Below are 13,196 nucleotides of genomic sequence, written 5' to 3' on the forward strand. Positions count from 1 at the left end.
CTGGAATAATGTGCCCTTGTCGATTACCTAGCTGTGTAGAGACCGTCAAGGAATGCCCGGACAAACCCCGGGGTAGGAGCAGTGAATGAGCCATTTTCAAGAAGAAAGCCCCGTGAACCCATTGCCGCCGGTGGTCATCGCTCTGTCCGTGTTCTTGGTTGGGATCGAACTTGTGTTTTGGGTGGGGCACAAGGGGTTGTTTGGCGGTCCGGAGGCGGCGGGTTGGCGTATTACCACGATCCAGAACTGGGGCTTTCATGAGCCTCTGTTCTCGTGGATGGTCGAAAACGGGCGCTTTCCCCTGAAGGACGTGGCGCGGTTCTTTACCTATTCCTTCCTGCATCTCAGCTTTACGCATCTTCTATTCGTTCTGGTTTTTCTTCTGGCGCTTGGCAAAATGGTTGGTGAGGTGTTTTCAGCCTTCGCCTTTTTGGTCGTGTTTTTTGGGTCCGCCACTATCGGAGCGCTGGCCTATTGGCTGGTTTGGGATACTGGGGTGGTTCTATTCGGGGGATACCCGGCAGTGTATGGCTTGATTGGGGCCTACACCTTCATCCTGTGGGCCCAACTGGGCGCGACCGGAGGCAACCAGCTTTCAGCCTTTCGGATCATCGCTTTCCTTCTGGGGATCCAGTTGACCTTCGGACTGCTGTTTGGAGCGGGGCTGAACTGGGTCGCCGAGATTGCTGGCTTTGTCGCAGGCTTTGGACTGAGTTTTCTGGTCAGCCCCGGTGGCTGGTCGCGCGTATTGAAGCGGTTGCGCCAGCGATAGTGGTGTGACGGGGGCGTCACCCAAATAGATTTCGGGCCATAAGACGCGTGTATGGAATCAGCCGCGGCGGAAAGCGGCCTTGATTTCTGACAAGCGGAATGCCCCGAGAAGTTGGCCGAAGATGCCGTAGACGATGATGCCTCCAATGACGAGGATCAGAAGGGCGATGATCTTTAGTCCGGCCAATCCGAACATTGGCCCCATTACGATCAGCATGGCCCAAATAACAGCCCCCATTGCCCAGCTCGCAGCGATGATGCGCCAGAAACGGGACCAGAAGCGCGCGTCAAAGCGGGTCTCTTCGCCCATGCGGGCAGCACCTATCCACGTGAGCAATGCAATTGTCCAACCCGCGAACGTAGTGGCGATGGCTGCGGCGATGAAGCCGATGTAGTAGCTAAGCCCAATCGCAAGGACGGCGTTCACGACCATGCCGACCAGCGCAAAGTAGAACGGTGTTTTTGTGTTTTCTCGTGCGAAATAGACTGAAACCAGAACCTTTTGCAGCACAAACGCAGGAAGCCCCGCGCCGTAGATGGCTGTGGCAAGTGCGGTCCAGGCCGTGTCATCGGCCGTGAAGGCTCCGCGTTGAAACAGAACTTCGATCAACTGAGTTGGTACCACCATCAGCGCAACAGCGGCCGGGATGGTCAGCGCCAACGACATCTCACCCGCTCGGCTAAGGGCTTCGCGGCTTGCTATTGCATCACCTGCACGCAGGTTGCGCGACAGTTCGGGTAGAAGTACGACGCCAATGGCAATGCCCACCACACCCAAGGGCAGCTGGTACAGCCGGTCCGCATAGTAGAGCCATGCGACCGCGCCTTCGAAGAAACTGGCGACCTGACGGCCCACCAGTAGGTTGATCTGGGTCACGCCGCCTGCAAGGGCCGCAGGGGCTGCAATGATGGCAAGACGTTTTAGCTCGGGCGTCATATGCGGCATGCGCGGGATCAAGCGATAGCCTGCACGGCTGGCCGCAATCCAAACGAGGGCCACTTGGGCAATCCCGGCGACGGGCACCGTCCATGCAAGGGCGGTTCCGATGTCGAAACCCGACACATTGGCCATGAACATCGCACCGATCAGGATCACGTTTAGTAGCACAGGAGCCGCGGCTGCAGCCATGAAGCGCCCCGTGGCGTTTAGAACCCCGGACAGGAGCGCAGCCAGCGAGATGAATAAGATGTAGGGGAAGACGATGCGCCCATAGGTCACCGCCAGATCAAAGCGGCTGTCTTCGGTGAAACCAGACGCCATCGCATAGACCAAAGCTGGCATGAAAATCTGCGCAATGATCGAGAAGATCACAAGAATGAATGCAAGACCCGCGAACGCATCACGGGCAAATTCAAACGCGCCTTCTCCGCCTTCATGTTTCTTGGCGAACATTGGCACAAATGCCACGTTCAGCGTGCCTTCGGCAAAGAAACGACGGAACATATTGGGAAGCGAGAAGGCGATCAGGAAGGCTTCGGCCACAGCAGAAGACCCCAGAAAGGCGCCAATCATAATGTCGCGAACGAAGCCCAGAATGCGGCTAGCCATGGTCCAACCACCAACGGTCATGAAGCCTCGCGCCAGTCTCGATGCCATTATGAGGTTGCCCTTTCCACGCCTTTTTCGATGGCTGCACGCAGCTTGTCTTCTAAAAGCTTCTGTTTGTGTTCAGCGTAGAATTTCAAACCGAACATGTCTTTGACATAGAAGCTGTCCACCACCTGTTCGCCATATGTCGCGATCACGGCCGAGGCAATATAAACATTGGTGTTGGCCAGTGTGCGTGTCAGGTCATACAGAAGACCGGGACGGTCGCGGGTGTCGACCTCGATGATGGTGTAAATCTCAGAACCGTCATTGTCGAAAGTGATCGTGGTGGGCACTTTAAAGGCGCGCTCGCGCTTTTTGATTTTGTCGCGCCCGGCGATGGCTTCATGTGCGACGACCTCACCTTTCAGCATCTTGTGGATCATGCGCGTTAGTCTGGGTTTGCGGTCCACGTCATAGGGGCTTCCATCTGCATCCTGCAGCCAGAAACAGGCGGTCGCAAACCCGTCCTTCGACGTATAGGTGCGCGCGTCGACAATATTGGCTCCAACAGCTGATAAGGCGCCTGCCAGACGCGAGAAGATGCCCGGGTGGTCGGCCAGCACCACATAAGCGCGGGTCACGTCACGTTCTTCGTCCGGCTCCAGCTCAATGCGCACCTCATCCACGCCGATGTCCTTCAGCATGCGGGCAAACACCGTATGGGCCGAGACATGTAGCCCTTGCCAATACGCGTCGTAGTGACGGGCCGTTTCGGTTTTAAGATCTTTGGGCTTCCAGTCGGTCAGTGCCTGACGCAAAGCGCGCTTTGCTTCAGCCCCGCGGCTTTCCCGATTCAGTGCTTCCATCCCGTCTTCCAGCGCCCGGCGGGTCTGGTTGTACAGCGTACGGATCAGCGTTGCTTTCCAATTGTTCCATGTATCTGGCCCAACGCCCCGAATGTCACACACCGTCAAAACGGTCAGCAGGTCCAGCCGCCTGACCGAGCGCACAGCTTTCGCGAAATCCTGCACCGTGCGCGGGTCGGCAATGTCGCGTTTCTGCGCCATATCGGACATCAATAGGTGATAGCGCACCAGCCATTCGACGGTCTCGCATTCCCGCTGCGTCATCCCAAGACGTGGGGCCACTTTGCGGGCAATTTGCGCACCTAGTATAGAGTGGTCCTGTGGACGTCCTTTGCCGATATCATGCAGCAGCATCGCAACCATCAGCGTCTTGCGATTGACGCCTTTGTCGAGGATTTCCGAGCTGATTGGCAGCTCGTCTTCCAGCTCATGCCTCTCAATCTGCGCGAAATTCGAGATCACCTGAATCGTGTGCTCGTCCACTGTGTAGCTGTGATACATGTTGAACTGCATCATCGCGACAATCGGCTCGAACTCGGGAATGAATGCGGACAATACGCCAAGTTCATTCATTCGGCGCAACGCGCGTTCCGGGTTGCCGTGTTTCAGCAGAAGATCAAGGAAGATGCGGATGGCTTCCTTATCCTTGCGCATCTCATCATCGATCAGATCGAGGTTATGAGACACCAGCCGCATGGCGTGGGGATGGATCAACAGCCCCGTACGCAAACCTTCTTCGAAGATGCGCAGAAGGTTCAATTTGTTGGATAGGAATTCGGTCTCGTCGCCCACGTCAAGGCGCCCGTGTTTCTCGACAAACCCGTGTTTCAGCTTCTTTCGCCGTTTCAAAAGCCGCATCAGACGCGGCTCTTGCTTCAGGTGCTGGGCTTCCAACGCAGTCAGCACAATTCGGGTCAGATCACCCACTTGGGTCGCGTGGCGGAAGTAGGCTTGCATGAAATGCTCAACGCCCCGGCGCCCTTCGGTGTCTTTGAAACCCAGCCGATCCGCTACTTCCACCTGCAAGTCGAAGGTCAGTTGGTCCGAGGGGCGGTTGGTCACCAAATGCAACTGGCAACGCACGGCCCAAAGAAAACCCTCGGCTTCGCGGAAGGTCTCGAATTCATCCTCGGTAAACACACCTTTTGAGACCAGCTCGGAGGGATGAGACACATGATGCTGATATTTCGCGACCCAAAACAGCGTCTGTAGGTCTCGCAAACCGCCTTTGCCTTCTTTCACATTGGGCTCAACTACATAGCGCTGGCCTTGCTTGATATGACGCGCATCACGCTCGGCCAACTTCGCCTCAATGAAGTCGCCCAAGGTGTCGTTGAACAAATCGCTCCAAAGGCGGTCTTCCAGTTCAGCCGCCAAGGCTTGATCGCCACAGATGGGCCGCTGTTCCAGCAATGCAGTGCGGATCGTATAGTCTTCACGCCCCAGTCGCAGGCAATCTTCGATTGTCCGTGCTGCGTGGCCCACCTTCAGGCGCAGATCCCATAGCATATAGAGCATGCTTTCGATGACGCTTTCCGCCCATGGGGTGATTTTGTAAGGCGTCAGAAACAGCAGATCCACATCCGATTGCGGTGCCATCTCGCCACGTCCGCATCCCCCGACGGCAATGACGGCTATCCGTTCAGATGTTGTCGGCAGTTGCAGGGGATGAAGCTTTTCAGTCGCCACTCGATGAACGCATCGCACAATGCCGTCGGTCAAATGGCTGTAGGCAGCAATTGCAGGATGTGCGTTCAGCGGATCTTTCGACAGCGCCTCGGCAATTCGCGCGCGTCCGGCTTTGATGCTGTCGCGAAGTGCGGACACCGTCGATTTGCGAATGTCTGACGCATCTTTGGCATCTTCAAACGAATGCTCCAGCTTTAGCCAAAGCGCATCTTCATTCAGGATTTCTTCGGCAGGGCAAATAAGATGCCCCGCCGTTTGGGCCGGAAGGATCCGGTCAGCTTCAGAACCCGGCACCGGCAAAGCTTCTGGGCGCAGGATCGATGATTGCCAGTTGCCCATTTTGAATTTGCGCAATAGCAAGACCGCGCTGATTGGTTCCGTTGGCGCGCAGGCGGAACACACCGTTCACGCCAACAAACCCTTGCGGTTGGGTCAACGCCGTTGTGGTCAATGCGTTGGATTTGCCAGCTTTTACAAGTGCGCCGATGGCGGCAATGCCGTCATACGCCAAACCCGCGATAGGGTGTGGTGACGCACCATACCGTGCTTGGTAACGACCGGCGAACCGATTGCTGAGTGCTGGATCTGGGATAGCGAACCAGCCGCCTTGCAGACCGGGAAGCGACATTGCATTGGCGGGGATATCCCAGCGTTGCAGGCCGATAAACTGGACCTTTGCAGGATCAACACCGTTTTCAGGCAGCAGACCAGCCAGGAACGGCAGCGCACCTGAAGTGCCAGAGGTCAGAAAGACCGATTGCGCACCCGAACTGCGGACTTTGGAGCTGATGCCGGGCAGCGCGTTAACGATGCCGTTCTGCGAAAGTTCAAACGAGGCGGAGCCAGCAAGTGTTGCGCCCGAATTCTGGATCGCAGTCTCGATTGCAGCGCGCCCCTGAGCTTCGGCTTGATCATTTCCGTTCAAGACCATGATGCGACCTTTGCCTTGGCGCGCAGCAAAGCGTGTCAGGCGGTCGGCGGTGTTTTGGAAGGTGTTGCCCAGAATAAAGACGTTGCCGCCTGCGATGCTTGGATTGTTCGAAAAGCTCAGAACATTCACGTTGCGGCGTGCAACGGCGACACCGGCTGCATTGGCGCTTTGGGCAAAAACCGGGCCAATAATGATCTTCGCACCATCGTTCACAGCTTTGGTCGCCATCGAAGCGGCCTGATTCGCGCTGCCAGCAGTGCTGTAGACGCGCAGATCGATCTTGACCCCGGACAATTCGGACATGGCCAAGCGGGCTGCATTTTCCAGCGACTGAGCAAGGTTGGCATCATTGGCCGACCCCGATCCCGACGGTACCAGAAGGGCAACAGGCACGGGTTTATTGGTGTTAATACTTTGGCCAACTTGCGGGGCTGCGACGTTACAGGCAACAAGGGCAGAAAGAGACGCAAGGGCGGTAAGTGCACCCAGCGCCTTGCGGGTGCGTGCGAAAACAGCAAACATATAATATCCTTTCCCGAGCGAGGCAGAACGCACCCCGACAGACCGCGCCATAATAACCCTAAGAACAGACAGGTCCAGAGTGAAACCCCTGATAGCCCCCCTTGAACCCGGACTTTATCTGGTCGCGACGCCGATTGGGAACGCCCGAGACATAACTCTGCGCGCATTGGATGTGCTGGCCTCGGCGGATGTGATCGCGGCCGAGGACACTCGAACCACACGTAAACTGTTGGAGATTCACGGGGTATCTCTGGGAGACAGAAAAGTAATCGCCTATCACGACCATTCCGGAGAGGCTGGCCGTGCGGGTATCCTTAAGCTGATCGCGCAGGGAAAATCGGTGGCGTACGCAAGCGAAGCGGGCAGTCCACTTATTGCCGATCCGGGCTTTGCGCTGGCCCGGGATGTTGCGAATGAAGGCCATCACGTCACCGCGCTGCCCGGTCCAACGGCGGCGATCACGGCGATCAGCCTGTCTGGTCTGCCCTCGGACCGCTTCTGCTTTGCAGGTTTCGCACCCTCGGCGAAAGGTGCGCGCCAGAAATGGCTGACCGAGCTTTTGGCCATACCGGCCACGCTGATCATTTACGAAAGCCCCAAACGCGTTAACCGGTTGTTAGAGGAGCTGTGTTCCACTGAAGCAAAGTCACGTCCGGCGGCCTTGTGCCGGGAGCTGACAAAGAAGTTCGAAGAAATCAGGCGTGGGACGGTTCAGGATCTTTCTGACCAGATCCCTGAGATGACTTTGAAAGGCGAAATCGCGCTAGTGCTCGGACAGGCCGCAGCGGGCGAGGATGAGGTTGATCTGGAACAGATGTTAAGCAACGCGTTGCAGGATATGAGCATGAAAGACGCCGTTGCCATGGTGACACAGGCAACTGGGCTACCGCGCCGAAAAGTTTATCAGACAGCGTTGGGCATGGACCGTAACCAATGAGCGGGATGGTTTCATATCTTTCTGGCATCGCTGCCGAAGACTCTGTGGCGCAGGCGTACGAGCTGGGCGGGCGGCAGGTGGCTTTTCGTCGTTGGCGCGGCAAACGTGGTGAGATTGACCTGATCGTGCGGGATCAGGACGAAATTATCTTTGTGGAAGTGAAGAAATCCCGAGATTTTCTTCGTGCCGCCGAAGCCTTGTCGAAGGCGCAAATCAAGCGACTATATCAAACGGCTTCTGAATTTCTGACGAGCGAACCCAAGGGCGACCTTACGCCGACTCGCTTTGATGTCGCACTTGTGAACGGTTCAGGTGAAATCCAGATCATTGAAAACGCATTGGGATACTGATCCCCATTGCGCCACGGGCTGCTCTGCCCCATCTATGGGGAACTGAATTCAGAAGGAGCCCCCATGTCGCTTAAAGTTGCCATTCAAATGGACCCGATCGATCACGTCGATATCAACGCTGACAGTTCCTTTCGCATTGCCGAAGAGGCGCAGGCGCGTGGGCATATCCTTTTTTACTACACACCAGATCAGCTCAGCTATCGCGAAGGGCGTGTTATGGCACGGGGCTGGCCTTTGACCGTGCGTCGCGAGCAGGGAAATCACTTCACCCTTGGTGAATTGCAGGACGTGGATTTGGCCGAAATGGACGTGGTCTGGCTTCGGCAGGATCCGCCCTTTGACATGGGCTACATCACGACAACGCATATTCTGGATATGGTTCACCCTGACACGTTGGTTGTGAACGACCCGTTTTGGGTACGGAACTACCCTGAGAAACTGTTAGTTCTTGAGTTTCCTGACCTAACACCCCCAACAATGATCGCCCGTGATTTCTCCACTTTGAAATCCTTCAAAGACACGCATGGCGACATCATTTTGAAGCCGCTTTACGGTAATGGCGGCGCGGGCGTGTTCCGTCTGGATGACAATGACCGCAACCTTGCCTCGTTGCACGAGCTCTTCGCAGGAATCAACCGAGAGCCGTTGATTGCTCAGAAATTCCTGCCTGACGTCTCGAACGGGGATAAGCGCATCATCTTGGTGGATGGCGAGCCGGTTGGCGCGATCAACCGTGTGCCAGCTGCGGGCGAAACGCGTTCAAATATGCATGTGGGCGGACGCCCTGAAAAGATCGGGCTGACCGAACGCGACCTTGAGATCTGTGCCGCCATTGGCCCGCTTCTGCGTGATAAAGGGCAGGTATTCGTCGGCATCGACGTGATCGGCGACTACCTGACCGAGATCAACGTCACATCACCCACGGGCATTCAAGAGCTTGAGCGGTTTGACGGAACCAATGTGGCCGAAAAGATCTGGCAAGCGATCGAGGCACGCCGCGCATGAGCTGGTTGCGCCGCCCACTGAACCTGTGGCTGCGCTTGACCGAGCGGCCAGCGCTGACCCGCGCCACTCCGGAAACGGTGGACCGGGTGCGTCGGCGGTTCGAGAGGGTGACGCGCCTGTCTCTGCATCCTCCGCGCGGGTTGCGGTATGCATGGCACGACATGGCCCGCCCGGTGATGGAAATCGATCCTGACGTGGCTGAGGATGCGCATATCCTTCTTTATTTTCATGGTGGCGGGTATTTCTTTGGCTCGCCTCGCACTGTACGCAACATGGTTGGGCGCATTGCGCGGGCTGCGGGCGCGCGCGCCTTGCTGCCTGCCTATCGTCTTGCGCCGGAGCATCCGTTCCCCGCCGCCCCCGATGATGCGCTTGCGATCTATCAAGAAGTCGTTGCGGCCCATCCGGATCAAGCCATCATCATCGGAGGGGACAGTGCTGGCGGTGGGTTGGCCTTGGCTTTGCTTGCGCAGATTGTGGCGCTGGACCTGCCGAAGCCAGCTCTGACAATCGCACTGTCGCCGCTGACCGATCTGACCACCAGCGGTGCATCGATCCGTGACAATGACAAGACCGAAGTGGTCCTGCCCGCCGAACGCATGGCAGAGCTTGCCGCCTATTATCTTGATGGCGCAGATGCGCGTGATCCACGCGCTAGCCCACTGTTCGCAACATTTTCAGGGGCAACACCTGTCCTGATCACCGTAAGCCGGTCCGAGATCTTCTTGGACGATGCGCTCCGTATGGCTGCGTCTTTGGAAGAACAGGGCGTGTCTGTGGATCTACAAGAAGATGATGGTCTTCCACATGTTTGGCAGATGTTTGCAGGACCATTGCCCGAAGCCAATCAATCCATCAGCCGAATTGCAAACGCGATGAAGAGCGCCGTGGAAGATCACGGAAACGGCGTGACAAGGCGATAACCCAAGGCTTCGGCAATATGGCCACGTTCAACGCAATCCGCCCCGTCCAAATCAGCGATTGTGCGCGCCACGCGCAGCACGCGGTGATATCCGCGGGCGGATAGGCCAAACCGATCTGCGGCCTTGTTCAGGATCTCGCGCCCTTCAGCATCCGGTGTGGCAACGCGTGTCAGCAGATCCCCTTCGATATCGCAATTCGTCGTCACATCTGGCTGGTCAACGTAGCGCTGCGTTTGTCGCGCGCGCGCCGTGGCTACGCGTTCGGCAATGGCCGATGACGGCTCTCCGGTCGCGGGTAGGTCGAGGTCTTGGAAGCTGACAGGCGGCACGTCCAAACGCAGGTCAAAGCGATCCAAAAGAGGCCCCGAGATTTTCTTCATGTAATCCTCGCCACAAATCGGGGCACGGTTACATGCGCGCCCTGCATCCGTCAGGTATCCGCATTTGCAGGGATTTGCGGCAGCCACCAGCAGGAAACGGCTGGGATAGCGCAGATGCGCATTTGCTCGGGCTACTGTCACGTCGCCCGTTTCCAATGGCTGGCGCAGTGTTTCGAGCGTTTGGCGATTGAACTCGGGAAATTCGTCCATGAACAAGACGCCGTTATGGGCCAAGCTGATCTCGCCGGGTTTGGCCCCGCGGCCCCCGCCAACAATCGCAGCCATCGAGGCCGTATGATGCGGCGCGCGAAAGGGCCGCGTTTGCGAGATGCCGCCCGCATCCAATAGCCCGGACACCGAGTGGATCATCGAGGTTTCAAGCGCCTCGCGTGCAGACAGGGGCGGCATGATGCCGGGCAAACGCGCGGCCAGCATTGATTTGCCCGAGCCGGGCGTCCCGACCAACAGCAGGTGATGGCGGCCAGCCGCTGCGATTTCCAGCGCACGTTTGGCGCGTTCCTGGTCTTTCACCTCGGCCATGTCTTTTGAGGACTTCTGGACCTTGACCTGCCCTGCAACGGCGGGAGCGATGGGCGATTGTCCGGTGAAATGCTGAAGCACGGCCGCCAGACTATCCGCAGCCAGAACCTTGGTGGCATCAATCCACGCTGCTTCCGCCCCGCAGGATTTCGGGCAAATCAGGTCCAATTCGCGTTCTGCGGCTGCCAGCGCTGCGGACAGGGCACCCAGAACAGGTATCAGCGAGCCATCCAAAGACAGCTCGCCAATGGCCAACGTATTTGCCAGCTCATCCCGATCCAGCATTCCGGCTTCGGCCAAAAGCGCCAAAGCGATGGGCAGATCAAAGTGGGACCCTTCCTTAGGTAGGTCTGCCGGGGACATGTTGATTGTTATTTTACGCGGGGGCAGTGCGACGGACATGGCGGCAAGGGCCGATCGCACACGCTCGCGCGCCTCAGACACCGCCTTGTCTGGCAGTCCAACGATCGAGAATCCCGGCAATCCGGGGGATAGGGCGCATTCGACTTCGACGATACGCGCGTCTATGCCTTCAAATGCCACCGTGCTGATACGTGCCACCATGATCCAGCCTGCCCCTTAGTTTTTGGCAGGCTAGATTGTCATGGTTAGCAAAACGTTAACTCCGGCGTTCAGGTGTTGTGTGTAGTCACCATGTCCATGAAGGCGGGCCACGCCTCTGGGTCATTTATGGTCTTGTCGCGACAGCCGGGATTGCAGAAACCCCAAATTCGCCCATTCAGCTCAAGGAAGTCCGTGACGGGTTTGCCTGAATAAGGGCACGCGTCGTTGATCGAAGGGCCGTCGGATATCACGGCGTTTAGCGGAGCGGGGCCGGGCCAGTCTGCCAGAGGCAATCCATCGATATAAGGCACCGGGTCATAGGATTTCAGAAGCCCAATGGCCCGCCAGCGACGAAACGCCGGGTCGGAAAGATGAGCGGCAACATAATTCTGCGCAGCCTCACCAACGGGCAAACCAAAACCCGCGATCCGCGCTGCAACTGGCGCATAGAACACATCAGCCAGCGAATAATCACCGAAAAGCCATGGGCTGCTTTCGCGACCAAATTGGGTCCATGCCGTATTCCAGAGCTCTTCAATCCGAAGCAGGTCAGCTTTCACCTCTTTGGAGGGTTCAAACCCTTCGACAGTTCCCAAAAGCTGCATTGGGCAGGCATCGCGCAGGGCATCAAAACCTGAATGCATCTCGGCCACCAGCCAGCGGGCCAAGGCGCGGGCGGCGGGGTCTTTGGGCCACAACCCAGCTTCCGGGTGGCGTTCTGCCAGTGTTTCAGCGATCGCCAGACTGTCGCCGACGGGGGTTCCCTCGGGTGTGCAGATCGCGGGAACAAACCGGGCCGGAGCAAGCTTTTCAAGATCTTGCTTCAACGTGCCGCTGTATAATCCGGCCATATGTGTGCGGTAGGGGACGCCGAATTTCTCAAACATCAGCCAGCCGCGTAATGACCAGCTCGAAAAACTCTGGTCGCCAATATAAAGGTCATAAATCATTGGCATAGGTTACCAATGAACGCGACCGGCGCAATTTCCATTTTGTGACGGATTGGATCACGGCAGGTGATTGATCTGCCCAACAGACCAGCGTCCTCCGTCCCAATCCAGCCGCGTGACCGAGAGATTGTCGATCTTGTGACCCAGAGCTTGGTAGGCGGTCATGTCACCCGCCATTGCAATCTGAGTTAGGATCACGCCGAAATGAGCGACCGCCACGATGTGGCGATGACCGCGTTCGTTTAAGTCATCTACGACAGCCGTCACGCGCGCAGAAAGCTGGTTCCAGCTTTCGCCCCCTGGGGCTTGGTGGTCACCCGGTGCTTCCCAAAAGGCCCGCGACAGGTTTGGGTCACGCTCTGACACCTCTTGCCAGCCCAGACCGTCCCATTCTCCAAAGTGAAACTCGCGCAGGTCGGGGTGGTGCGGTAAACGAAACCGCTTGCATTCAATCGCATCGGCTGTGGCCGTGGCCCGGATAAGATCGGACGAAATCACGGCCGCATCGTGTGGCAAGTGGTCCGATAGGCGCGAAATAGCGGCATAGTCAGAAATGTCAGCGGGCAAATCCCGCCAGCCCACCATGTTTTTAGCATGCGTAGGACCGTGACGTACCCACCACCAAGTGACGGGTTTGGTCATGGCGCCCCCTCGGGCAAGGCCCCCTTCAGGGCAATCGGCAACCCGGCCATCACGGTGATGGCAAGATCCGCCTTTGCCGCGATGCGCTGGTTCAGCTCGCCCTGAGCTTGACGGAATCGCCGCGCCAAGGCGTTTTCAGGGACAATCCCTGCGCCGACCTCGTTTGAAACAACGACCACCGGGGCCGCGCAGCCAGCTATGCCCTTGAACAACGCGCTTTCCGCATCGCCCAGATTGTTTTCGGCAAACAATTGGTTCGACAGCCACATGGTCGCGCAATCAAACAGAACCACCTCGTTTTCCTGTGCGCAGGCAAAGGCATCCGAGGCTTCCAAGGGTGCTTCGATAGTGCGCCATCCGTTCCCCCGTCGCGCTTGATGACGGGCGATTTTGTCGTCCATCTCGGCGTCAAATGACTGTGCGGTGGCGATATACAGCATCGGGCGCCCAGTGCTTACGACCAACCGTTCCGCATAGTCCGATTTGCCCGAAGCCGCGCCGCCCAATACGAGGGTCAGGGGAGGAAGTTTCATACTCATAACTCCGAGGTGACATTGCGGCATATGGCGCGTCAAGTTGAAAGCCCTTGCGAGAA

Annotated in this window: 12 protein-coding genes; 5 read left to right on the forward strand and 7 right to left on the reverse strand. The window is 57.5% G+C overall.

Going from position 1 to position 13,196, the window contains the following annotated elements; genetic code table 11:
• Positions 1–85 precede the first annotated feature (85 nt).
• Positions 86–772, forward strand: coding sequence for a rhomboid family intramembrane serine protease (locus MWU55_RS05385; RefSeq protein WP_246934731.1), 687 nt, complete (start codon positions 86–88; stop codon positions 770–772).
• Between the two features lie 57 nt (positions 773–829).
• Here MWU55_RS05385 and murJ read toward each other — a convergent pair whose 3' ends face one another.
• Genes murJ through MWU55_RS05400 form a run of 3 tightly spaced genes read right to left on the reverse strand, consistent with a single transcriptional unit; the run spans position 830 to position 6,310 of the window.
• On the reverse strand, positions 830–2,368 hold the full coding sequence (gene murJ, locus MWU55_RS05390) for a murein biosynthesis integral membrane protein MurJ (RefSeq protein ID WP_246934732.1): 1,539 nt from the start codon (positions 2,366–2,368) through the stop codon (positions 830–832).
• A complete protein-coding gene (locus tag MWU55_RS05395) occupies positions 2,368–5,196 on the reverse strand; it encodes a [protein-PII] uridylyltransferase (protein WP_246934733.1) in 2,829 nt (942 codons plus the stop codon). Before MWU55_RS05395 ends, murJ begins: the two co-directional genes overlap by 1 nt.
• A complete protein-coding gene (locus tag MWU55_RS05400) occupies positions 5,138–6,310 on the reverse strand; it encodes a penicillin-binding protein activator (protein WP_246934734.1) in 1,173 nt (390 codons plus the stop codon). Before MWU55_RS05400 ends, MWU55_RS05395 begins: the two co-directional genes overlap by 59 nt.
• Before the next feature lie 79 nt (positions 6,311–6,389).
• Between MWU55_RS05400 and rsmI the strand changes: the two genes are divergently transcribed.
• The 4 genes from rsmI to MWU55_RS05420 all read left to right on the forward strand — a co-directional run bounded on the left by rsmI (position 6,390) and on the right by MWU55_RS05420 (position 9,525).
• On the forward strand, positions 6,390–7,247 hold the full coding sequence (gene rsmI / locus MWU55_RS05405) for a 16S rRNA (cytidine(1402)-2'-O)-methyltransferase (RefSeq protein ID WP_246934735.1): 858 nt from the start codon (positions 6,390–6,392) through the stop codon (positions 7,245–7,247).
• Positions 7,244–7,597 (forward strand): YraN family protein, encoded by a 354-nt coding sequence (locus MWU55_RS05410; protein ID WP_246934736.1) that lies wholly within the window; start codon positions 7,244–7,246, stop codon positions 7,595–7,597. Before rsmI ends, MWU55_RS05410 begins: the two co-directional genes overlap by 4 nt.
• Positions 7,598–7,660: 63 nt before the next feature.
• Positions 7,661–8,602, forward strand: a complete 942-nt coding sequence (gene gshB / locus MWU55_RS05415; RefSeq protein WP_246934737.1) for a glutathione synthase — start codon at positions 7,661–7,663, stop codon at positions 8,600–8,602.
• Positions 8,599–9,525, forward strand: a complete 927-nt coding sequence (locus tag MWU55_RS05420; RefSeq protein ID WP_246934738.1) for an alpha/beta hydrolase — start codon at positions 8,599–8,601, stop codon at positions 9,523–9,525. Before gshB ends, MWU55_RS05420 begins: the two co-directional genes overlap by 4 nt.
• Here MWU55_RS05420 and MWU55_RS05425 read toward each other — a convergent pair.
• From MWU55_RS05425 to cobU, 4 genes are all read right to left on the reverse strand, one after another.
• A complete protein-coding gene (locus MWU55_RS05425) occupies positions 9,498–11,009 on the reverse strand; it encodes a YifB family Mg chelatase-like AAA ATPase (RefSeq protein WP_246934739.1) in 1,512 nt (503 codons plus the stop codon). The genes MWU55_RS05420 and MWU55_RS05425 overlap by 28 nt on opposite strands.
• A 68-nt stretch (positions 11,010–11,077) precedes the next feature.
• Positions 11,078–11,959 carry a glutathione S-transferase gene (locus tag MWU55_RS05430; protein ID WP_246934797.1) on the reverse strand — a complete coding sequence of 294 codons (882 nt, stop codon included), beginning with the start codon at positions 11,957–11,959 and terminating at the stop codon, positions 11,078–11,080.
• A 57-nt stretch (positions 11,960–12,016) separates the two neighbouring features.
• Positions 12,017–12,601 carry a histidine phosphatase family protein gene (locus MWU55_RS05435; RefSeq protein WP_246934740.1) on the reverse strand — a complete coding sequence of 195 codons (585 nt, stop codon included), beginning with the start codon at positions 12,599–12,601 and terminating at the stop codon, positions 12,017–12,019.
• Complete coding sequence (gene cobU, locus MWU55_RS05440) at positions 12,598–13,134, reverse strand: bifunctional adenosylcobinamide kinase/adenosylcobinamide-phosphate guanylyltransferase (RefSeq protein ID WP_246934741.1); 537 nt, start codon at positions 13,132–13,134, stop codon at positions 12,598–12,600. The genes MWU55_RS05435 and cobU overlap by 4 nt, the downstream gene beginning before the upstream one ends.
• Positions 13,135–13,196: the final 62 nt, after the last annotated feature.

Source organism: Aliiroseovarius sp. F20344 (genome assembly GCF_023016155.1).
Classification (GTDB): Bacteria; Pseudomonadota; Alphaproteobacteria; order Rhodobacterales; family Rhodobacteraceae; genus Aliiroseovarius.